Origin of the sequence: Micromonospora parathelypteridis, from assembly GCF_014201145.1 — a bacterium.
Classification (GTDB): domain Bacteria; phylum Actinomycetota; class Actinomycetes; order Mycobacteriales; family Micromonosporaceae; genus Micromonospora; species Micromonospora parathelypteridis.
The window spans coordinates 1,210,106-1,232,315 of sequence record NZ_JACHDP010000001.1; the positions used below are offsets into that span (position 1 = coordinate 1,210,106).

18 protein-coding genes are annotated in these 22,210 nt (G+C 71.2%); 6 read left to right on the forward strand and 12 right to left on the reverse strand.

Going from position 1 to position 22,210, the window contains the following annotated elements; all coding sequences use genetic code 11:
- Window positions 1–86 precede the first annotated feature (86 nt).
- Both HNR20_RS04980 and recQ read left to right on the forward strand, forming a co-directional pair.
- Window positions 87–431: a hypothetical protein gene (locus HNR20_RS04980; RefSeq protein ID WP_110563954.1), complete on the forward strand. Its 345-nt coding sequence runs from the start codon at window positions 87–89 to the stop codon at window positions 429–431.
- Window positions 432–552: 121 nt separating this feature from the next.
- Complete coding sequence (gene recQ, locus HNR20_RS04985) at window positions 553–2,394, forward strand: DNA helicase RecQ (RefSeq protein WP_184176875.1); 1,842 nt, start codon at window positions 553–555, stop codon at window positions 2,392–2,394.
- 68 nt (window positions 2,395–2,462) lie between these two features.
- Here recQ and HNR20_RS04990 read toward each other — a convergent pair whose 3' ends face one another.
- The 5 genes from HNR20_RS04990 to rsgA all read right to left on the reverse strand — a co-directional run bounded on the left by HNR20_RS04990 (window position 2,463) and on the right by rsgA (window position 11,089).
- The gene (locus tag HNR20_RS04990; protein ID WP_184176877.1) at window positions 2,463–3,122 is read right to left on the reverse strand and encodes a C39 family peptidase; all 660 of its coding nucleotides are present in this window, start codon (window positions 3,120–3,122) and stop codon (window positions 2,463–2,465) included.
- Window positions 3,123–3,999: 877 nt separating this feature from the next.
- A complete protein-coding gene (gene uvrC / locus HNR20_RS04995) occupies window positions 4,000–5,988 on the reverse strand; it encodes an excinuclease ABC subunit UvrC (protein ID WP_184176879.1) in 1,989 nt (662 codons plus the stop codon).
- A gap of 137 nt (window positions 5,989–6,125) precedes the next feature.
- Window positions 6,126–6,608, reverse strand: a complete 483-nt coding sequence (locus HNR20_RS05000; RefSeq protein ID WP_184176881.1) for a Rieske (2Fe-2S) protein — start codon at window positions 6,606–6,608, stop codon at window positions 6,126–6,128.
- A gap of 259 nt (window positions 6,609–6,867) precedes the next feature.
- Window positions 6,868–9,813: an excinuclease ABC subunit UvrA gene (gene uvrA / locus HNR20_RS05005; RefSeq protein WP_184176883.1), complete on the reverse strand. Its 2,946-nt coding sequence runs from the start codon at window positions 9,811–9,813 to the stop codon at window positions 6,868–6,870.
- A 205-nt stretch (window positions 9,814–10,018) separates the two neighbouring features.
- Window positions 10,019–11,089 carry a ribosome small subunit-dependent GTPase A gene (rsgA, locus tag HNR20_RS05010; protein ID WP_184176885.1) on the reverse strand — a complete coding sequence of 357 codons (1,071 nt, stop codon included), beginning with the start codon at window positions 11,087–11,089 and terminating at the stop codon, window positions 10,019–10,021.
- A gap of 178 nt (window positions 11,090–11,267) precedes the next feature.
- Here rsgA and HNR20_RS05015 point away from each other — a divergent pair, with 178 nt between their 5' ends.
- Window positions 11,268–11,984 (forward strand): maleylpyruvate isomerase family mycothiol-dependent enzyme, encoded by a 717-nt coding sequence (locus HNR20_RS05015; protein WP_184176887.1) that lies wholly within the window; start codon window positions 11,268–11,270, stop codon window positions 11,982–11,984.
- Window positions 11,985–11,991: 7 nt separating this feature from the next.
- Window positions 11,992–12,645 carry an MBL fold metallo-hydrolase gene (locus HNR20_RS05020; RefSeq protein WP_184176888.1) on the forward strand — a complete coding sequence of 218 codons (654 nt, stop codon included), beginning with the start codon at window positions 11,992–11,994 and terminating at the stop codon, window positions 12,643–12,645.
- Window positions 12,646–12,879: 234 nt separating this feature from the next.
- Here HNR20_RS05020 and HNR20_RS05025 read toward each other — a convergent pair whose 3' ends face one another.
- Together HNR20_RS05025 and HNR20_RS05030 are read right to left on the reverse strand one after the other, a co-directional pair.
- Window positions 12,880–13,488, reverse strand: a complete 609-nt coding sequence (locus HNR20_RS05025) for a DedA family protein (protein WP_184176890.1) — start codon at window positions 13,486–13,488, stop codon at window positions 12,880–12,882.
- 102 nt (window positions 13,489–13,590) lie between these two features.
- Complete coding sequence (locus HNR20_RS05030; RefSeq protein ID WP_184187993.1) at window positions 13,591–14,286, reverse strand: class I SAM-dependent methyltransferase; 696 nt, start codon at window positions 14,284–14,286, stop codon at window positions 13,591–13,593.
- Window positions 14,287–14,467: 181 nt separating this feature from the next.
- On the opposite strand from HNR20_RS05030, the gene HNR20_RS05035 reads away from it, so the two are divergent.
- The gene (locus tag HNR20_RS05035) at window positions 14,468–14,671 is read left to right on the forward strand and encodes a cold-shock protein (RefSeq protein WP_007462771.1); all 204 of its coding nucleotides are present in this window, start codon (window positions 14,468–14,470) and stop codon (window positions 14,669–14,671) included.
- Window positions 14,672–14,720: 49 nt separating this feature from the next.
- Here HNR20_RS05035 and HNR20_RS05040 read toward each other — a convergent pair whose 3' ends face one another.
- The 5 genes from HNR20_RS05040 to HNR20_RS05060 form a co-directional block, all read right to left on the reverse strand.
- On the reverse strand, window positions 14,721–16,007 hold the full coding sequence (locus HNR20_RS05040) for an MFS transporter (RefSeq protein ID WP_184176892.1): 1,287 nt from the start codon (window positions 16,005–16,007) through the stop codon (window positions 14,721–14,723).
- Window positions 16,004–16,579, reverse strand: a complete 576-nt coding sequence (locus tag HNR20_RS05045) for an ArsR/SmtB family transcription factor (RefSeq protein WP_184176894.1) — start codon at window positions 16,577–16,579, stop codon at window positions 16,004–16,006. The genes HNR20_RS05040 and HNR20_RS05045 overlap by 4 nt, the downstream gene beginning before the upstream one ends.
- Before the next feature lie 105 nt (window positions 16,580–16,684).
- Window positions 16,685–17,566, reverse strand: a complete 882-nt coding sequence (locus HNR20_RS05050) for a hypothetical protein (RefSeq protein WP_184176896.1) — start codon at window positions 17,564–17,566, stop codon at window positions 16,685–16,687.
- Window positions 17,567–17,740: 174 nt separating this feature from the next.
- A complete protein-coding gene (locus tag HNR20_RS05055) occupies window positions 17,741–19,405 on the reverse strand; it encodes a CocE/NonD family hydrolase (protein WP_184176898.1) in 1,665 nt (554 codons plus the stop codon).
- A gap of 3 nt (window positions 19,406–19,408) precedes the next feature.
- Window positions 19,409–19,924, reverse strand: coding sequence for a MarR family winged helix-turn-helix transcriptional regulator (locus tag HNR20_RS05060; RefSeq protein WP_184187997.1), 516 nt, complete (start codon window positions 19,922–19,924; stop codon window positions 19,409–19,411).
- A 123-nt stretch (window positions 19,925–20,047) separates the two neighbouring features.
- Here HNR20_RS05060 and HNR20_RS05065 point away from each other — a divergent pair, with 123 nt between their 5' ends.
- A complete protein-coding gene (locus tag HNR20_RS05065; protein WP_184176900.1) occupies window positions 20,048–22,174 on the forward strand; it encodes an MMPL family transporter in 2,127 nt (708 codons plus the stop codon).
- Window positions 22,175–22,210: the final 36 nt, after the last annotated feature.

Consider the following 22,210-nt stretch of genomic DNA (forward strand, 5'->3'; position numbering starts at 1 on the left):
GACAGTCACCGCCCTTGATGACGATCAGTAATCATCAATAAGCTCTTCGTGATCGTCGCAGGTCAGACCGACACTGGGAGGGTGCGATGCACGACCTTGCGGACAAGAACAAATACATCGGCTTCCTGTTCATGCGGATCAACCCGGAGTACTTCGCCCTCGGCCGGGAGGGCATCCACGAGGTCTCCGCCGAGCACGCGCGGGACCTGGGCCGCTTCGCCAAGCAGCTCACCCACGTCGTGACGACCGGGGTGAACGGCAAGTACGACCAGGTCACCATGGTCGAGGCCGACACCCTGGAGGAGATCAACGCGGCGGCCACCGCCTTCCGCATGGGCAACAAGGCCCGCTACATCGAGATCGTCGACATCGTGGTCGGAATGAAGGCCCCGCCGCGCGGCCTCGCGAACCGGTCCAGCCAGCCCAGCTGACCCCGTCCCCGGCGCGCCCGCCAGTCGGGTGCGCCGGGCAGGCACTGTCGGGTGCGCCTGGCGCGCCGCCACTCGGGTGCGCCGGGCAGGCGCTGTCGGGGTCGGCTCGTAGACTCCGCGGATGGCTTCTCCCACCGACCTGCGCACCGAGGACGCTCTGCCGGTGCTGCGCCGGGTGTTCGGCTACGACGCCTTCCGCGGTTTCCAGCAGGACGTGATCGACCATGTGGTCGCCGGTGGCGACGCACTGGTGTTGATGCCCACCGGTGGCGGCAAGTCGTTGTGCTACCAGATTCCAGCCCTGGTCCGCCACGGGGTCGCGGTCGTCGTGTCCCCGCTGATCGCGCTCATGCAGGACCAGGTGGACGCGCTCACCGCGGTCGGCGTGCGTGCCGGCTTCCTCAACTCGACCCAGACCCTGGACGCCCGACGCCGGGTCGAGGCCGCCTTCGTCGCCGGCGAGCTGGACCTGCTCTACCTTGCCCCGGAGGCGCTCGGCGTCCGATCCACCCTCGCCCTGCTGGACCGTGGGCGCATCTCCCTGTTCGCGATCGACGAGGCGCACTGCGTGTCCCAGTGGGGGCACGACTTCCGCCCCGACTACCTGGCGCTGTCGATGCTGCACGAGCGCTGGCCCCAGGTGCCCCGGATCGCGCTCACCGCCACCGCGACCAGCGCCACCCGCACCGAGATCGCCAGCCGGCTCCAGCTCGACGACGCCCGCCACTTCGTGGCCAGTTTCGACCGGCCCAACATCCAGTACCGGATCGTGCCCAAGCGGGAGCCCCGCAAGCAACTGCTGGCCCTGCTGCGCGACGAGCACCCCGGTGACGCCGGGATCATCTACTGCCTGTCCCGGGCCTCGGTCGACAAGACGGCGGAGTTCCTCACCGCCAACGGGGTCGCCGCCCTGCCGTACCACGCCGGTCTGGACGCGGCGACCCGCGCCGCCAACCAGCAGCGCTTCCTGCGGGAGGACGGCCTGGTGATGGTGGCCACCATCGCCTTCGGCATGGGCATCGACAAACCCGACGTCCGATTCGTCGCCCACCTCGACCTGCCCAAGTCCGTCGAGGGCTACTACCAGGAGACCGGCCGCGCCGGGCGGGACGGCCTGCCGTCCACCGCCTGGCTGGCGTACGGACTGCAGGACGTGGTCCAGCAACGCAAGATGATCGAGACGTCCGACGGCGACCTCGCCCACCGCCGCAACCTCGCCGCACACCTGGACGCGATGCTCGCCCTCTGCGAGACGGTGCGCTGTCGACGGGTCCAACTGCTCGAATACTTCGGCGAGACGACGACGTCCGCCTGCGGCAACTGCGACACCTGCCTCACCCCACCGGAGTCCTGGGACGGCACCGTCGCCGCCCAGAAGTTGCTCTCCGCCGTCTTCCGTCTCGACCGCGAACGCAACCAGCGGTTCGGCGCCGGGCACTGCATCGACATCCTGCTCGGCAAGCAGACCGACAAGATCAGCCAGTACGGTCACGACTCGCTGACCGTCTTCGGCATCGGTTCGGAGCTGAGTGAGGCGGAGTGGCGAGGCGTGGTCAGGCAACTGCTCGCCGAGGGGCTACTCGCCGTGGAGGGCGACTACGGCACGCTCGCCCTGACCGAGGCGAGCGCGGACGTCCTGGGTCGCCGCCGCACGGTGACGATGCGCCGCGAACCGGAGAAGCCGGCCTCGAGCCGCTCGTCGAAGCCGCGCGGCTCGGCCACCGTCGTGGCCGAGCTGACGCCGGCCGCCACGTCGCTCTTCGAGCGGCTGCGCGGCTGGCGGGCGGCCACCGCCAAAGAGCAGGGCGTCCCGGCGTACGTGGTCTTCCACGACGCGACGCTGCGCCAGATCGCCACCGACGCGCCGGCCACACTGGCCGACCTGTCCCGCGTCAGCGGCGTCGGCGAGAACAAGCTCGCCAAGTACGGCGAGCAGATCCTCACCGTCCTCGCCACCGACTGAAGGCATGCCGAAGGGCCGGGCCCCGTGGTGGGGTCCGGCCCTTCGGTGTGGTCGTGGTGGTGCGGGGGTCAGCTGGTGGCGTAGCCGCGGGTGGCGATCCAGTCGGCGAGGTGCTCGATGGTGATGTCGTAGGCGGCTTGGTTGGGGTCGGCGGAGTCGGCGATGGTGACGGTGTTGCCGTTGTCGTGGTAGCCGACGACGCTGATGTAGTGCCCGCCTTCGTAGGAGTGGGTGGTGCCGGTGGTGTCGGTGCTGGTGCCGGCGATGTTGGCGACGACGGCGCGGCCCTGGTCGACGGTGTGGACGACGTCGGTGCGCAGGGTGTCGGTCTGCTTGGTGTCAGCGTTGGGGTTGCTGATCTCCACGGACCGGTACGCGTCGGGCTTGCCGGTTTCCTTGTTCAGCACGGGGGTGATGTCGTTGATGGAGTTGGTGCCGGCTTCGGTGGTGCCCATCTCCTTGGCCATGTCGTCGACGTTGATGTTCTTGCCCTGCACGGACAGGGCGTTACGGGTCGCGGCGGGCCCGCAGTAGTAGAAGTTCGGCTGCGCCTCGTAGCGGACACCGAGCTCCCGCTCACCGGAGGGCTTGCGGTCGTTCTGCGTCTGCGAGGTCGGCTTGGCGTCGGACGCGGCGTAGGCGGCGGTGACGGGGCCGGCGATGGCGCCGCCGGTGAAGGCGAGCCCAGCAGCGGTCAGGGCGGTCTTACGGATCAGATCGGTACGCATGATGGCGTGCTCCTCTGCGATGGGGGTACGCAACACACACTCGGGGGGTGGGTGTGCTGCGGGAAGAAGTCCTGGAGGTTGCCCGGCAGCCCGCAACGGGCCGGCATCGGGGCGTCTCAACGGGGTTGTAACGACCCGGGGTGGCGGGTCATTCCGCCGAACTCCCGGGGTTGGCCTGCCGCTTGGGCGGCCGGGGGATGTAACCGTGGCGACCCGGCGGATGTTCCGTGGGCCGGCTGCGGGGGATGTAACCGTGGCGGCCTGGCGGGTGTTCCCGGAGACTGCCGCGCACCCGGGGTCCGGGGCTGTTGCGCGCCTGAGCCCGGGGGCTCCGGCGGCATGCCAGGTATAACGACCCCGGCCGGCCCCCGATTCCGCCGCCACGGTGACCCCCACCACCGGACGAAACCACCCATACAGAACAGATCGGTGGTCTGATGATCCCGCATCGTGGGCGCCGAGGCGTGATCCACACCGTTTCGCCGACATGGCGGTATCCCCCGGGCGGGATACCCCCACATCGGCGATATGGAGTCGATCACGGCCGAGTCGTCCGGCTTGGCGACCCTGGGTCGGGCCCGAGGAGTCGACCACCTCGGCGCCTGGGGGCAAACCGGACAGAGGTCCCACGCCAACCCACTCCCGACCAGGCCTGGTCGGGTTGTCACCCCTCACACCGCCGGGGAAACCACCCACGGGACGCGGGCGCGCACCGCTGGGACAGGGCCCGCCGGCCAAGATCGTGCTCGATCCAGGAAACAGGGCCCTCAACCACGAACGAGGCAACTACAACCAGGATCGAGCACGATCATGACGAGACAAACGCACCACCGACTGACTGGCGAGGGCGAGCGGGGCGAGGCAGGCGGGGCGGGGCTTAGGGGTTTGGTGTCGCGGCTGCGCCGTCGTCGGCTTTCGTGTCCTTGTCGAGGGCGGCCAGGATCGCCTCGGCGGTACGTCGGCCCACCCCGGGCACCTCGGTGATCTCCTCGACTGTTGCGGCTGAGAGCCGCTTGAGTGAGCCGAAATGACGCAGCAGCGCCTTGCGCCGCACCTCTCCCAGGCCGGGCACGTGGTCCAGCGCCGACTCGGTCATCCGCTTGGAACGCCGCTGCCGATGGAAGGTGATGGCAAACCGGTGGGCCTCGTCGCGGACCCGTTGCAGCAGGTAGAGCCCTTCCGAGGTGCGCGGCAGGATAACCGGGAACTCGTCGTCGGGGAGCCACACCTCCTCCAGCCGCTTGGCCAGCCCGCACAGAGCCACGTCTTCGATGCCCAGGTCGGCGAGGGCCTGCGCGGCCGCAGCGACCTGCGGGGCGCCGCCGTCGACGACCACCAGCTGCGGCGGGTACGCGAATTTTCGCGGCCGGCCGGTGGTCGGGTCGATCAGGACGCCGACCTGCGGCTCCACCGCGTCTGTCGGGGCGGTGGCGTCGTCGGCCGACTCCACCCCGACCTCGCCCGTCTCGGCCCTGGAGTCCAGGTAGCGAGCGAAGCGGCGGCGGAGCACCTCGGACATGGCGGACAGGTCGTCGGTGGCGCCACGGACGATGAACCGCCGGTACTCGCTCTTGCGGGGCAACCCGTCCTCGAAGACCACCATGCTGGCGACCACGTCGGTGCCCTGGATCTGGGAGATGTCGAAACACTCGATGCGCAGCGGCGAGGTGCGCATGCCCAGCGCCTCGCTGATCTCGTCCAGTGCCTTGCCCCGGGTGGTCAGGTCACCGGAACGCTTCAGCTTGTGCCGGGCCAGCGCGTCCTTGGCGTTGCGCTCCACCGTCTCCATGAGTGAGCGCTTGTCGCCGCGCTGCGGCACCCGCAGCGACACCCGGCTGCCCCGGTGGTCGGAGAGCCAGTCGGCCAGCGCGTCGGCGTCCGCGGGCAACTCGGGCACCAGCAGCTCCCGGGGCACGTCGGTTTCGCCCTGCTCGCTCCCGTACACCTGGGTGCAGAAGTGGTGCACGAGGTCGCCGGTGGTCAGGTCCTCGGTCTTCTCCACCACCCAGCCTCGCTGGCCGCGGACCCGGCCATCGCGGACGTGGAAGACCTGCACGGCCGCCTCGAGCGGGTCGTCGGCGAACGCGACCACGTCGGCGTCGGTGCCGTCGCCCAACACCACGGTTTGCTTCTCCATGGCCCGGCGCAGCGCGGCCACGTCGTCACGCAGCCGGGCGGCGCGCTCGAACTCCAGCTGCTCGCTCGCGTCGGTCATCTCGCGCTCGATCTTGCGAACCATGGTGTCGGTGCGCCCGGCCATGAAGTCGCAGAACCCGTCGACGATGGCGCGGTGTTCGTCGGCGGAGACGGTGCCGACGCACGGCGCCGAGCACTTGCCGATGTAGCCAAGCAGGCAGGGACGGCCGACCTGGCCGGCCCGCTTGAACACCCCGGCGGAGCAGGTCCGGGCGGGGAACACCCGCAACAGCAGGTCGAGGGTCTCCCGGATCGCCCAGGCGTGCGAATACGGACCGAAGTAGCGCACCCCCTTGCGCTTGGCGCCGCGCATCACCTGCAGCCGCGGGTATTCCTCGTCGAGGGTGACGGCCAGGTAGGGGTACGACTTGTCGTCGCGGTAGCGGACGTTGAACCGGGGGTCGTACTGCTTGATCCAGGTGAACTCCTGCTGGAGCGCCTCGACCTCGGTGCCGACGGTGATCCAGTCCACCGATTCGGCGGTGGTGACCATCTGCCGCGTGCGCTCGTGCAGGTTCCACACGTCGCCGAAGTAGGAGTTGAGCCTGCTGCGCAGGTTTTTCGCCTTGCCAACGTAGATCACTCGGCCGGTGCCGTCGCGGAAGCGGTAGACCCCCGGTGACTCCGGGATCGTGCCGGGTGCGGGGCGGTAGGTCGAGGGGTCAGCCACGCCAGCAAGCCTAGTCCGCAGCACCGACAACCCACCGCGAGCGCTAGATCCACTCGGTTCCCGGGAAGTCGGGGTGTCGCAGGCCGCGGACACCCCGACTCCCGGAACGCGAGTCGACCACGCAGGCGAGGTACGCGTCAGGCCAGTGAGATCTGGTCTCCGGTGACCTTGATCTCCTTGGGCGGCAGCGGCTTGGTGGCCGGGCCGGCCTTCACCGAGCCGTCCTCGATCGAGAACTTGCTGCCGTGGCAGGTGCAGTTGATGGTGCCGCCGTCGACGTTCGTCACCGGGCAGTTCTGGTGGGTGCAGATCGGGCTGAAGCCCTTGAACTGGCCGGCGGTGGGCTGGGTGATGACCACGCCGTCGGTGGCGAGGACCTTTCCGCCGCCGACCGGGATGTCGGCGGTGGTGGCCAACGACTGGGCGCCCTGCCGGTCGCCGCCGCCAGCGTCTCCGGTGCTGGGCACCGCCGGGCCGCCGCTGGTGGGAGCGGCGCTGCCGTTGCCGTCGTCACTGCCGCAGGCGGCCAGGACGACGGCCGCGCCGACTGCCCCGACGCCAGTGAGCAGGGTGCGGCGTGTCTGCGTACCCGGACCGCTCAGCGCCTGATCGTCACTCATGCCTCGCCTCTCTCTAGCCCGCTGCGCCGGGTGGAAAGCCGGCACACTTCTCCACACGGGCAACTGTGCCGGATGGTTCACCGCGGCATCTGTCCGACCCGAGAAATGGGACGGGACGGGCTCCGGTCCGGCTCGCCCACGCCCCGAGGACGTGCGCGAATCGGACCGGACCCGCCCCGCAGTCGGCGTCCGCGAGCACGAGCGGACCCACCCCCGCGATCGGAGTACGCGACCAGACCCGCTCCAGGAGAGTCGAGGGTCAGCGCGCCGCGGCCGGCACCTTGCGACCGGCCCGGGCCTTGGTCACGCCGTTGGCCTTGGTCGCCCGGGTGGTGGCGGCGGCCGCGCCCTTCGCCTCGCCGTCGAGCTTGAGCACCTGGCGCAGGAACTGGCCGGTGTGGCTCTCGGCCACCTCGGCGACCTCCTCGGGGGTGCCGGTGGCGAGCACGGTGCCGCCCCGGTGACCGCCCTCCGGACCCATGTCGATCAGCCAGTCGGCCGTCTTGATCACGTCGAGGTTGTGCTCGATGGTGATCACGGTGTTGCCCTTGTCGACCAGCCCTTCCAGCACCATCAGCAGCTTGCGGATGTCCTCGAAGTGCAGACCGGTGGTCGGCTCGTCGAGCACGTAGACCGTCCGACCGGTGGAGCGCTTCTGCAGCTCGGAGGCGAGCTTGACCCGCTGCGCCTCACCGCCGGAGAGAGTCGGCGCGGGCTGACCGAGGCGTACGTAGCCGAGGCCGACGTCGACGAGCGTCTTGAGGTGCCGGTGGATGGCCGGGATGGCGGAGAAGAACTCGGCGGCCTCCTCGATCGGCATCTCCAGCACGTCCGAGACGGTCTTGCCCTTGTAGTGCACCTCCAGGGTCTCCCGGTTGTACCGGGCGCCCTTGCAGACCTCGCAGGGGACGTACACGTCGGGCAGGAAGTTCATCTCGATCTTGATGGTGCCGTCGCCGGAGCACGCCTCGCAGCGCCCGCCCTTGACGTTGAACGAGAACCGACCCGGGCCGTACCCGCGCACCTTCGCCTCGGTGGTCTCGGCGAAGAGCTTGCGGACGTGGTCCCAGACCCCGGTGTAGGTGGCCGGGTTGGAGCGCGGCGTCCGGCCGATCGGCGACTGGTCCACGCCGACGACCTTGTCCACGTGCTCCAGGCCGGAGACCCGGGTGTGTCGGCCGGGGACCAGCCGGGCGCCGTTGATCTGGTTGGCCAGCACCGCGTAGAGGATGTCGTTGACCAGCGTCGACTTGCCCGAGCCACTCACCCCGGTGACCGCGATCAGTTGGCCCAGCGGGAACGGGACGGTCAGGTTGCGCAGGTTGTGCTCACGCGCGCCGTGCACCACCATCTCCCGCGCCGGATCGTGCGGGCGGCGCTTCGTCGGCGTCGGGATCGACCGCCGCCCGGACAGGTACGCCCCGGTGATCGATTCCTTGTTCTTCAGCAGTGCCGGCACCGAGCCGCTGTGCACGATCTTGCCGCCGTGCTCACCCGCGCCGGGACCGATGTCGACGATCCAGTCGGCGGTGCGGATGGTGTCCTCGTCGTGCTCCACCACGATCAGCGTGTTGCCCAGGCCGCGCAGCCGGATCAGGGTTTCGATCAGCCGGTGGTTGTCGCGCTGGTGCAGCCCGATCGAGGGCTCATCGAGCACGTAGAGCACGCCCACCAGGCCGGAGCCGATCTGGGTGGCGAGCCGGATGCGCTGCGCCTCACCGCCGGACAGCGTGCCCGCCGGCCGGTCCAGGGAGAGGTAGTCCAGACCCACGTCGAGCAGGAACCGCAGCCGGGCGTTGATCTCCTTGAGGACCCGCTCGGCGATCATCTTCTGCCGGTCGGAGAGCTCGATGCCGGCGAGCAGGTCGGCGCACTCCCCCACGGACAGGTTGCAGACCTCGGCGATGCTCTTGCCGGCCAGCGTGACCGCGAGCACCTCGGGCTTGAGCCGGGCGCCGCCGCACGCCGCGCACGGCACGTCGCGCATGTAGCCCTCGTACTTGTCGCGGGACCACTCGGACTCGGTGTCGGAGTGCCGGCGCTCGATCCACTGCACCACGCCCTCGAAGCCGGTGTAGTAGGAGCGCTCGCGCCCGTACTTGTTGCGGTAGCGCACGTGCACCTGATCGTCGGAGCCGTGCAGGATCGTCTTCTGTGCCCGCGCCGGCAACGCCCGCCACGGGGTGTCGACGTCGAAGTGCTGGGCCTCGCCGAGGGCCTCCAGCAGGCGCAGGAAGTATTCCAGGTTGTGGCCGGTGGACCAGGGCTGGATGGCGCCCTCGCGCAGGCTCCGCTCCGGGTCGGGGACCAGCAGTTCCGGGTCGACCTCCTTCTTGGTGCCCAGGCCGGTGCACTCCGGGCAGGCGCCGTACGGCGCGTTGAAGGAGAAGACCCGAGGCTCGAGATCCTCGATGGCGAGCGGGTGGTCGTTGGGGCAGGCCAGGTGCTCGGAGTAGCGGCGCTCCCGCTCCGGGTCGTCCTCCGGGAGGTCGACGAAGTCGAGCAGCACCAGGCCACTGGACAGACCCAGGGCGGCCTCGACCGAGTCGGTCAGCCGCTGCTTGGCGCTCGGCTTGACGGTGAGCCGGTCGATCACCACCTCGATGGTGTGCTTCTCCTGCTTCTTGAGCTTCGGCGGCTCGGTCAGCGGGTGCACCACGCCGTCGACCCGGGCCCGGGCATAGCCCTTGGCCTGCAGCTCGGCGAAGAGGTCGACGTACTCACCCTTGCGTCCGCGGATGACCGGCGCGAGCACCATGAACTTGGTGCCCTCGGCCATGGTGAGGACCCGGTCGACGATCTGCTGGGGGCTCTGCCGAGAGATCCGCTCGCCGCAGACGGGGCAGTGCGGCTCGCCGATGCGGGCGTAGAGCAGGCGGAGGTAGTCGTAGACCTCGGTGATGGTGCCGACGGTCGAACGCGGGTTGCGCGAGGTGGACTTCTGGTCGATGGAGACGGCGGGGCTCAGGCCCTCGATGAAGTCGACGTCTGGCTTGTCCATCTGGCCGAGGAACTGCCGGGCGTACGACGAGAGCGACTCGACGTACCGGCGCTGCCCCTCGGCGAAGATCGTGTCGAAGGCCAGGCTCGACTTGCCCGACCCGGACAGCCCGGTGAACACGATGAGCGCGTCCCGGGGCAGGTCGAGACTGACGTCACGCAGGTTGTGCTCGCGCGCGCCACGGATGATCAGTCGGTCGGCCACGGTGCGTGTACTCCCGGGAGAAGACGAAGCGAAGGATCTGTCCCGCTCTGGGGTGATTCTGAGCGGTCGTGCGAGCGCGGAAAACACGCCTCGGCAACTCTAGCCCCGAGGTACGACAGTTTTCCCCGCCCGCACATTCCCCCAGCTCAGCCCGGTCGGCCGCGCCGATCAGGCGCTCTTGGCCGCGTCGGTCGCACGCGTCGGCTCAGTAACCCCCGGGCGACGGGGGCCGGGCTGCCCGACGTCGGGCCGAACGCCAACCACCGCGCCGCTCCGCCGCCAGACGGGCCTCCCGCCGCCGGCTCTCGTGGGACACCTCCCCCTGCAGCCGCCGCCAACTCTCCCACCGGCGGGTGGAGAGCTCGCCGGTCTGCAGCGCCTCGCGGACCGCGCAGGCGGGCTCGCCGTCGTGCCCGCAGTCGGCGTACCGGCAGCCCTCGGCCAGCCCGGCGATATCGGCGAACGCCCGGTCGAGCCCGGTCTCGCCGTCCAGCAGGCCGACCGCCCGCACACCGGGAGTGTCGATCACCGCGCCGCCGCCGGGGATCGGCACGAGGGCCCGCCAGGTGGTGGTGTGCCGGCCCTTGCCGTCGACCCGCCGGATCGCCTGGGTGGGCATCATCACCGCCCCGACCAGGGCGTTGACCAGGCTCGACTTGCCGGCGCCGGACGGCCCGAGCAGGCCGAGCGTGCGGCCGGGCGTCACCTCGGCGCGCAGCGGGCCTAGCCCGATGCCACATTCGGCGCTGACCGGCAGGACCGGCACGCCCGGGGCGACCGCGGCCAACTGGCGGGCCAGCGCGGCCGGGTCGGCCGCGAGGTCGGCCTTCGTCAGCACGACCAGCGGCCGCGCGCCGGACTCGTGGGCGAGGGACAGCAGCCGTTCGATGCGTCCCACGTCCGGCTCGGGGTGCACCGGCTCCACCACGGCGGCCGCGTCGAGGTTGGCGGCCAGCACCTGGCCGCTGGCGTCCTTGCCGGCGGTACGGCGGATCAGCGCGGCCCGGCGCGGCAGCACCGCCTCCACGGTGACGCGCCGGTCCGGCCAGTGTGTGAGCAGCACCCAGTCCCCGGCGCAGGGCAACGCGGACGGGTCCCGGGCAGCGGCGGCCAGCACGGCACCGCCCAGGCTGGCCCGGACCGGGCCGGCCGCCGCGAGCACCGTGCAGACCCCCCGGTCCACCCGGGCCACCCGGCCAGGGTGGTGTTCGCCGCATCGCGCGGCGTAGGCCGCCCGCTCGGCGTCCCAGCCGAGGGCGGTCAGATCGATCGTCATGGCATCCTCATCGGTGTCGAAGCTGGTGATGGCGGAACACGCGTGCCACGTCCGGCATGATCACCACCTCCGTCCGATGTCCCGGTGCCGCGTCTGCCGCTGACGGTAGGTCCCGCGCCGACTCGCCGAAAGCGATTTCCCCGGCGACGGCGCGACGGCCGACCGCTAGGGTCGACGGGTGACCACGGATCCGCTGTTGCTGATGGGCGAGGTGGACGCGGCCACCAGCCGACTCCTGCGTACCGCGGCTTCCTTCGACGCCGCGGACCTGGCCGCCGCGTCGCTGCTGCCGGGTTGGACGCGCGGCCACGTGCTGGCGCACCTGGCGCGCAACGCCGACGGCTTCGTCAATCTGCTCACCGCGGCCCGCACCGGCGAGGCACTGCCGATGTACGCCTCGCTGGCGGCCCGCACGACGGACATCGAGGTGGGCTCGGGTCGGCCACCCGCCGAGCACCTGGACGACCTGCGGCGCACCGCGGACCTGTTCAAGGAGGCGGTCGCGGCGATGCCGGCCGAGGCCTGGGCGGCGACGGTGCAGGCCCGTCGGGGCCCGTGGCCGGCCGCGCTGCTCGTCTGGGGCCGGTTGCGCGAGATCGAGGTGCACCACCTCGACCTGGCCGCCGACTACCGGCCCACCGACTGGTCGGAGACGTTCGCCCTCCGACTGCTGCGCGAGGCAGCCAGCCATCACGCCATGGGGCCGACACCGCCATCGATGGTGCTACGCCTCGACGGCAGCGGGCACGAGGTGGTGATCGGCGACCGCGCCGGCGCCCCGATCGTCGCCGGTTCCGTCCCCGACCTCGCTGCCTGGTTGATCGGCCGTGCCGACGGCGACCCGCTCTCCGTCATCCCCGACGGTCCCCTGCCTACTCCACCGGAATGGATATAGAAACGTCATGACATACAGCGGAGACGTCACCCACGGCGGCGCGCCGGCGGTACGCGAGCTGGACGGGCTCGCCATCAGCAAGCTGTCGGTCGGCCCGATGGACAACAACGCCTACCTGCTGCGCTGCACGGGCACCGGTGACCAGGTGCTGATCGACGCCGCCAACGAGGCACCCCGGCTGCTGGACCTGATCGGCGACGGCGGCCTCACCGCCGTGGTGACGACTCACCAGCACATGGATCACTGGGTGGCGTTGGAGGAGGTGGTCGCCAAGACCGGCGCCCGGGCGCTGGTGCACGCCGACGACGCGGCCGGGCTGCCGATCGAGGCGGACCACCTGGCCGACGGTGACACCGTGTCGGTCGGCGACTGCGCGCTGGAGGTCATCCACATCAAGGGGCACACCCCGGGCTCGATCGCGCTGCTCTACCGCGACCCGGCCGGCACCCCGCACCTCTTCACCGGCGACAGTCTCTTCCCAGGTGGCGTCGGTAACACCGACAAGGACCCGGAGCGCTTCGCCGCGCTGATCGACGACGTCGAGCACAAGCTGTTCGACCAGCTACCGGACGACACCTGGTTCTACCCGGGCCACGGCAAGGACAGCACCCTGGGAGCAGAACGCTCGGCCCTCCCCCAGTGGCGAACCCGAGGCTGGTAAAGCCACGAACCACACGCTGACCAAGAACCACCAAGGACCAAGAACCACCAAGATCAACCACCGTCGGTGGTGGCGGCTCCCCCGAATGAGCCGCCACCACGACGAGGGCGGGGGCCTGCCGTGCCCGGCGCAGGGATCAAGCCTGACCGCCCGGAGCCGGGCACGGCAGGCCCCCGCCCCCCACCGCAACCAGCAAGCCCCACCGGAAACCGCAACCGGCAAACCCCGACCCCGTCACCCAGCCACCGAGAACAACCGCCGCCGCGCCCCCAGCAGCACGACGGACGCCAGCACCAGCCCGACCCCCATGGTGACCAGCAGCGGACTGGGGTCCCCCGGCAGCAGCCCGGCGAGTGACCGGGATGCGGTGCCCAGCGCGAGGTAGAGACCGGCCCAGGCAGCGGCGCCGAGCGCCGCGCAGCCGAGGAATCGCCGGTACGACATCCGTAGCCCGCCGGCGGCCAGCGGGAGTAGCGCGTTGAACACGGGCAGGAACGGCGCGACGATCATCATCCGGCCGCCACCGCGGCGCAGGATTCCCTCCGCGGCCGTCCAGCGCGTCTCGCCGATCCAGCCGCCGATCCGGCTGTGTCGCAACCGCTCGGAGTAGCGGCGGCCGATAAGGAAGCTCAGTGACCAGCCGGCCAGGCAGCCGACCAGCACCGCGGCGAAGGTGGCCAGCCCGGTGGTCGGGCGGCCCACCCCGACGGCGGCCAGGATCGCCACGTCGCCGGGGACCAGGACACCCAGCAGGGGTACGGCATCGAAGAGCATGACGAGCCCGAGCGCACCCATCAGCAGCAGGACGGGCAGTTCTCCGATCTGGGCCAGCCATTGCGTCATGCCTCGTACGGTATGACCGCCGCACCACCCTGGGCATCCGGTCGTAGCCCCCAGCGACCCCTGGTATTCGCCTCGGGGTCGCCCCTGAGGCGGCGGCTGACCTCAGGCGGGTCGGAGCACCTGCACTCGGCGTAACGACGAGTCGACCGACGGTTCGGTGGTGGGCACCGGATAGTTGGCCAGCACCGTCAGGCGGTCCGCCGGCAGGTGCCCCCGGCCGGGGTCCCCGACCAGCACCTCGGCGCCCCCGGCGGCGGCTCTCTGCAGGAACGGCAGCATCCGGTCGGCCATCGCGCGGTCGTAGAAGACGTCCCCGGCGACCACCAGGTCGGCCTCCGCTTCGGTGCTGTCGAGCAGGTCGTCTCCGACGGCGTCGACGGCGACCCGGTTGGCCCGCGCGTTGAGCGTGACGGCGGCGACGGCGTAGGGGTCGATGTCGTTGGCGATCACCTGTGCGGCACCGGCCAGCGCCGCGGCGATGGCCACCAGCCCCGATCCGGCGGCGAGGTCGAGCACCCGGCGGCCCGCGGCGAGCTCCGGGTGGTCCAGGAGGTGGCGGGCCAGGGCCTGGCCTCCAGCCCAGGCGGACGCCCAGTACGGCGCCGGCAGGGCGTGCCCGACGGCAGCCTCCATCCGGGCCCACCAGACGATCGCGTCCTCGGCCAGGTGCAGCCGCACCTCGGGTACGAACGGGGTGGGCACCAACCGGAGCCGATCCAGGCCGGCGCCGGGCGCGTCGATCTCGCGCTCCAGCTCGGTCAGCGCGTCGGCTGCGGCACCCCTCATCGGCGCAAGCATGCCCCAGCGGCGGGTGGTCGGGGCAGCTTTCGCATGCCGGCGCGCAGAGTTCACCCGACTTCACACGAAGACCTACGGCACTTCGGCCAGCGGATCGGGGTTTTGCCCGTTACTGTCGGACAGGTACGGGCGATCATCGGCCAGAGGCCGAGGGTCAGCCGCTTTGAACAGGGAGAGATGCATGGCAACCGGCACGGTTAAGTGGTTCAACTCGGAAAAGGGCTTCGGCTTCATCGAGCAGGACGGTGGAGGGCCGGACGTGTTCGTCCACTACTCCGCCATCGCTTCGAGCGGCTACCGGGAGCTCAACGAGGGCCAGAAGGTCGAGTTCGAGGTGACCCAGGGGCAGAAGGGTCCGCAGGCGGACAACGTCCGCCCGATGTAGCTCCGTGCCGGTGACGGCGGCCGGTCCTCCGGCCGCCGTCGCAGCGCACTCAAGACGCCGCCGGGGCGGCGGGCAGGTCCCGCCGCCTCCGGATTGGCCCGATCAACAGAATCAACGGGGTGAGCGCCAACCAGGCGGTCATCACCCCGATCGCCGTCTCGACGCCGTAGCGCGCGCCGATGGCGCCTGCCAGCACGGCCGCCAGCGGGATCGTGCCGTAGTTGAGCAGATGCATGCTCACCGTCACCCGGCCCAGCAGGTGGTGCGGCGTGTACGCCTGCCGGAAAGCGCCCTTGACCACGTTGCCGATGGCCACCCCGAGGCCGATCAGCACCCCGCCGAGTGCCGGCCAGATCAACCCGACACCAGGTGTGGCGAGCGGGATGAGCAGCGCGGGCGGGCCGGTGAGCACCGCCCCGGCCAGCAGCGCCCGTGCGGTGCCACAGCGCCGGGCCAGCGTGGTGGCGAGCAGCGCGCCGACGATCCCGCCCGCGCTCATCACGCCGACCAGCGCGCCCACCAGGCCCGGCTCCAGCCGCAACTCGCGGACCAGAAAGACCACCAGGACGGCCTGGTAGCCGGTCAGACCGATGTTGCTGGCCGCGCCGAAGACCGTCAGCACCCGCAGGTACGGGTCCCGCGCGACGAAGCGCAGGCCCTCGGCGATGTCCCGGCGTAGTGCCCGGGATCGGTCTTCTCGGCGAGCGCGTGGTTCGACGGTGCGGATCCGCAGCAGGAGGACCGCGGAGAGCAGGAACGTGAGCGCGTCCAGCAACAGCGCGGCCACGGCACCGATGAGCTGGGCGATCAGGCCGGCGAGGCCGGGTCCGATGACGTAGCTCGCGGTCTGGGTCGCCTGCAGCTTCGCGTTGCCCTCCGGCAGTTGCTCGGGTCGCAGCAGCACCGGCAGGTACACCTGGTCGGCGGTCTCGAAGAAGACCCGCGCGGCGCCGGCGCCGAGGGCGACCACCAGCAGGTGCACGACGGTGAGCCGGTCCAGCACGGCGGCCAGCGGCACGCTGAGGAAGGCCAGGGCGCAGAGCAGGTCGCAGACCACCATCACCGGTCGACGGGGCAGCCGGTCCACCCATGCGCCGGCCGGCAGGCCGATCAGCAGCCAGGGCAGCCAGGCCGCGGCGGTGAGGACCGCCACCTGGAAGGTCCCGGCGTTGAGGACGGTGACCGCGACCAGGGGCAGCGCGACAGTGGTGACGTTGCTGCCGATGCTGCTGACCGCCTGACCGGCCCAGAGCAGCCGGAAGTCGCGGTGCCGCAGCAGCCCTCCGGCCTGGCGGGCCGGGGTCGAGGCCGGGTCGCTGCGGGTGTCGGCGGTCACGGGCGGGCCGGCACGCCGTGGACGAACACGAAGACCGGCCGGCGGTCGGCACCGTCGTCGGGCAGGTCGCGGTCGGCCCAGCGGGCGAGGAGGTCGATCATCTCGCGACTCAGCTCGGCCAACTCGTCGGGGGTGAGGCGCAGCCAGTGGTCGGTGGAGAACGGCGCGTCGTTCCAGGTGGCCTGCGCCGACTCGTCGGCGGCGTGCCACGCCCGGGCCAGGGCGACGTGCCGGTCCAGGTTGAGCGAGGTGGCGGCGTCGGCGACCGCACGGGCGGCCGGGTCGGTGTCGAAGTCGGTGTTGGTCCAGCGCAGCGCTCGGGTGACCAACCGCCACCAGCGCTCGCGCCGGTCCCGGGCCAACTCGGGGGCCTCGGTGACGAGGTCCGCGGCGGCAAGGACCTTGAGGTGGTGGCTGACGTTCGCGGGTGCCTGGTCGGTGCGGTCGGCGAGGAGCCCGACGGTCGAGGGTCCGTGCACCTTGAGCACGTCCATCAGGCGGCGACGCAGCGGGTGGGCCATGGCAGCGAGGACCCGCGAGTCGGTGATCTGGCGTACGTCGGGACTGTCCATGCCATCAGAATCGCATCCGCAACGGCCGTTGCGCAATTTTTATTGCCCAACAGTCGTTGCGGATGCCAGGAGAGGCGACCCGGCGGGTACGAGTCGCCCCTCGCTCTAGGCGACCAGTCGGCGAGCCAACTCGTCGGCGACCTGCTTGGCCACGGTGGGCGGGATGGCCGCGGCGATCTTCTCCGGTGACAGTCCGGCCAGCACGCCCTGGGCGACCACCGTCTCGTCGGTGGAGGCCTTCCCGGCCAGTGCGTTGACCGTGGCCTGCAGGGCGGTGAGCTGCTTCGTCATCGCCTGCAGGTTCCAGTTGCCGATCACCGGAGCACCGGTGTCGTCCCGACCCTCCGCCATTCGGGTGTAGATCTGTCCGATCGGGTTGCGGCCGTCGAGCACGGTGATGTTCTTGTGGACGGTGGCCAGCCAGGCGTGCTCTTCGGGGGTCATGTCGTCGTCCTCCAGGAGACCGATGGAAATCAGGTAGCGACGGAACAGCGGCCGCTGGTCGCGGCCCGCCTTTGTCGAATCGCGAAAGAAGCTGAAGTGGGTGTGCCAGCGGTGCGAGCTGTCGCCGGTGGTGCGCTTGCCGAGACGATCCCACCGCTTCACGGTCGAGCCGTCGAGGCTGTAGATGATCTCCCGGATGTCCCGGGTGTCGGCCGCGTTGGCGGCGCACTGCCCCACGCACCAGAGCGAGAAACTGGACAGGGTGTGCGTACGGCCGCCGGAACGGACCTCGAAGCCGCCGACGTCCAGCGCCGCCGCGTCGAGGGTCAGACCGGCCTTGTCCCGGGGTGACTCCACCACCGAGTAGTCATTGGTGACCACCCGATCCGATCCGCAGTGGTAACCACCCCGGTGGGCGGGGTCCCCGACGATGCCGACCTCCGCAGGCTCGAGGTCTTCGGGCCGATCGGTGTTCGGGTCGATGTTGAGATGGGTGAGTAGCAGGCTGCGAACAGCCAACAGATTGGATGGGGCGCGAGTCATCGGCCCCCCTCTCAGGAAGTACGGGGAACCAGAAGCGATGTCACACCGTGTGTGCGCGGTGTGGGCCTCAGGTAGGGCCCGGCCTAACTTGTGCGTGGCACCGGGCGATGACCCAACCATAGCCCCATCAATACATGAATGCCCAGGTCAGAGCGATTTATTTTCTGAGTGAGATCACTGACCAGAGTGGATGATCGACAGAAGCACGGCGGAGGGGTGCGCCGGGTCGTGCAGAATCTGCCGCCAGCCGGCACGCAGAGTGACCGCCGTACCGAGGGCTTCGCCGGTGCCGGGGTTGCGCGCCCAGCGCGGATGGGCGCCGCCGGCGACCTGCACCCGCAGCCGGTGCCCGGCCGCGAACCGGTACGCGGTCGGCCAGAGCGAGACCGGAACCCGCAGCACGCCGGACGAGTCGGCGGGGAAGTGCTCGGGTGTCACCCGCACCAGACCGTCGCAGACGTTCGACGAGCGACCTCGCCGGTCCACATCGCACAGTCGAACGTAGACGTCCAGGTGCGGCAGCTCGCTGCGGACGTAGATCTCGGCGCGTACCGGACCGATCACCTCGACCGGCCCGGTCAGCGGGGCGCTGGTGTAGGTCAGCACGTCGGGGCGGGCCTCGACGGTCCGGTTGTCCACCGGACCGGCCCGCTGGCCGACGAGCAGCGGCCCGCCCAGCGACGGGGTGGGGTCGGTCGGGTCGTACCGAAACCCGTCCGGCGCCGACGTGACCGGCTGGCGCACCGCCAGCTCACCACCCGGGTGCAGGTGCCAGGCGGTCTCGACCGCAGGCGGTGGCCAGTCCGGCAGGTCCCGCCAACCGCCGCCGGGACCACCCACGAACAGCCGGACCGGGGCGGAACCCGCACGTGAGCGCCCACCGGCCGGTGGCGCGACGTTCAGGTGCTCGTCGAGCCAGGCCAGCCCCTCCCGCAGCGCGGCCACGAACAGACCGGGGCTGCCGTGCGTCCATGGGCCGATCACCAGGCGTGGCTCCGTACCGGCGGCGCGCAGGGTGGCGTAATCGTCGAGCTGGGCGGGCAGGAAGATGTCGTGCCAACCGGTGACCATGACCACCGGCGCCCGCACCAAGGGCACCCGGTCGGCGAAGACCCGGTTCCGCCAGTACACGGCCTCCGGGGTGTGGTGGCGCAGCCACTCCTGGAAGAACGGGATGGTCACGCCGGTGGCCACCCGGTCGGCGTCCACGAGTGGCAGGTGCGCGAGCGCGGCGGCCAGCCGAGGCTGGCCACGCTTGAGCTCCCACTGCCGGGCCAGCCACGGCACGGTCTGCGCGTGCAGCAACTCCGCCCAGGTCAGCACGGTGTCCAGGGCGAAGGACTCCCCCGCGTACGTCGAGTCCCGGGTGGCCGAGGCGGTCACCACGGCGACCATCGCGCGTAACTCCTCGCCGGCGTCGGCGGCCAGCGCCCACTGTGCGAACCCCTGGTAGCTGATCCCGAACATGCCGAGTTGGCCGGACCACCAGGGCTGGCGACGCAGCCAGTCCAGGGTGTCCATTCCGTCGTCGCGCTCGTGCACCAGCGGGGCGAACGTCCCACCGGAACCACCGGTGCCGCGACAGGACTGGATCACCGCGTGCCGGCCCCGCGCGGCGAGCAGCCGGCCGAGCAGTCGCAGCGGTCCGCCCCGCCCGTACGGGGTGCGGATCAGTACGGTCGGCGCGTCCCGGACCTGCGGGGCGTAGTGATCGGTGCGCAGCACCACACCGTCACAGGCCCGGATCGGAATGTCGCGGGTGACCCGTACCGGGCCGGGGCGGGTCGGTGGCAACCGCAGCGCGACGCCGGCGAGGCGGGTGAGGAGCCGGTCCGACACGGGTCAGCCTGTCGGTCGGCGGGGCGACTCGGGCCGGGCTGCGCGTACCGCGTCGCGGTGCCCCCGTAGCGACTCGCTCATCTCCGCCATGAATCGGTGCACCACCTCCAGCTCGTCCTCGCCGAAGCGGGCCATCACCGTGTCGGTCCGGGCGCCCAGCGGCTGGAAGAACTCCATGGCCAGGGCGGCTCCCTGGTCGGCGTAGTGCAGCAGCACCTTGCGGCGGTCGACGGTGTCCCGGTCCCGGCGGATGTGGCCGGCCCGCTCCAGCCGGTCGATCAGGGCGGTCACCGAGCCGGAGGAGAGGTTGAGCTGCTCACCGAGGCGACCGGGGGTGATCGGGTCACCGAGCAGCTCGGCGTCCATCACCGCGATCAACGCCTGCAGGTCGGTCGGGTTGAGTCCGTGCAGGTTGGCGAAGGCGTGGCCGACCTGCTGGGCGTCCACCGCGTACCGCCGGAGGTTGTTGGTGATCTCCGCGACCAGCTGCTCGCGGCGCGTGTCGCGCCGCCGGTACATGCCGTGAGTCGCCACCTCGCGCCGCTCTTCCCGTCGTCGGTCCCCCGGGTTGCAGCATAGAACAGCCCTCGATAATCTCGATTATCGAGATACTCGGTTTCCGAAGGACCTTGGGGTCAGCTGATGTCTGTGTTCACCAGAGTCGCCCGCGGCCGGTTGGCCGCCTGGCTCACCGTGGCCGCCGCGATCGTCGTCGGCGCGGCCGTGTTCGGAATGCCCCAGCCGGACAACCCGGCGCCGGTCTCCGCCACCGGTCTCTCCGTGCGGTGGGAGTCGACCCAGGTGCAGCGCCTGCAGGACCAGCTCCCGTCCCGTGACGTGCAGCCGGCCATCATGGTGGTCGGCCGCGACGACGGCGGGGCGCTGAGCGAGGCCGACCGGGCCACCATCGGCGCCCGCGCCGACGCCCTGCGCGGCTTCGCGGTGGGCGGGCAGGTCAGCCCCGTCCAGGTGTCCCCGGACGGCACGGTGGCCCTCGTCGCCGTGCCCCTCGACACCGCGGGCGGACAGGAGGACGTCACCGAGACGGTCACCCAGCTACGCGCGGCTCTGGCGGACCTGCCCGACAGCCTGACCGTCGAGGTGACCGGCGCCCCGGCCTTCACCGCCGACCTGTCCTCGGTGTTCGACGGCGCCGACGTCACCCTGCTCGCGGTGACCGCCGCCGTGGTCGCGTTGCTGCTGCTGATCACCTACCGCAGCCCGTTCCTGTGGATCGTCCCGCTCGTGGTGGTCGCGGTGACCGAGCAGATCACCCTGCGCGCGGTGGACACGATCGTGCCGGCGGTCGGGATCAACCTCCAACCGGGCCAGGTCACCGGCATCGCCAGCGTGCTGGTCTTCGGTGCCGCCACCGACTACGCCCTGCTGCTGATCGCCCGCTACCGCGAGGAGCTGCGGCGCGAGGAGGACCGGTTCGTCGCGATGCGCGCCGCGTTGCGCCGTACCGCCGAGCCCATCCTGGCCAGCGGCGGCACCGTGGTGCTCGGCGTCCTCACCCTGCTGCTCAGCGAGCAGGAGACGAACCGGGCACTGGCGGTGGCCTGCGCCACCGGTGTGGTCTTCGCCATGCTCTCGGCGCTGTTCGTGCTCCCCGCCGTGCTGGTGCTCCTCGGTCGGGGCCTGTTCTGGCCGTTCGTACCCCGGGTCGGCGGCCCGGCCCGGGAGGGTCGGCTCTGGGGCCGGCTGGGCACCGCCGTGCAACGCCGCCCGGTGGTGGTCGCGGTGCTGTCCACCCTGCTGCTCGGCGGCCTCGCGCTGGGTGGGCTCGGTATCCGCACCGGCCTGTCCGAGACCGAGCAGTTCCGGGCCGAGCCCGAGGCCGTCACCGGTGCGCAGACCCTGGCCCGCGCGTTTCCCGCCGGCACCACCCAGCCGGTGGCCGTGCTCACCAACCCGGCGGCCGTCCGGGCGGTCACCGACGCCGCGAGCGCCGTGCCCGGGGTCGCCTCGGTACGCCCCGGCGACGCGGGTGAGGCCGTTGCCCAGGTCGACGTGGTGCTGGACGCCGAACCGGGCACCACTGCCGCGGACCGCGCCATCGAGGCGCTGCGCGCGGCGGTCGCCGCCGTCGGAGGCTCCGCGCCGCCCGCCGTCGACGGTGCCGATCCGCCGTCCGGCGCGCTCGTCGGCGGCACCGTGGCGGCAACCTACGACTCGGAGAAGGCCAACGACTCCGACCTGCGGCTGATCCTGCCGATCATCCTGCTGCTGGTCGGCGCCGTGCTCGTGCTGCTGCTGCGCGGCCTGCTCGCACCGGTGCTGCTGGTGCTCACCGTGATCGCGTCGTTCTTCGCGAGCCTCGGCGCCGCATGGCTGCTCTTCGATCACGTGCTGGGCTTCCCGGCACTGGACAGCGGTGTGCTGCTGCTCGCCTTCGTGTTCCTGGTGGCACTCGGTGTGGACTACAACATCTTCCTGGTCACCCGTGCCCGAGAGGACGCCCGCAGCGTGGGCACCCGCGACGGGATGCTCTCCGCTCTGCGGGTCACCGGCGGGGTGATCACGAGCGCCGGAGTGCTGCTCGCCGCGGTCTTCGCCGTGCTCGGCGTGCTGCCGCTGATCACGCTGACCCAGATCGGCATCATCGTCTGCATCGGTGTCCTGTTCGACACCCTGCTGGTCCGCACGGTCCTGGTGCCGGCGCTGGCGTTCGTGCTCGGCGACCGCTTCTGGTGGCCCGGCCGGATCAGCCGCGACCGCCCGGAGGACATCGCGGCGTCGCCGGAGCCGGTCGCCGCACGCGACTGACCGACGGGTGCGGCGCAGGCCGGGGCGACACCGACA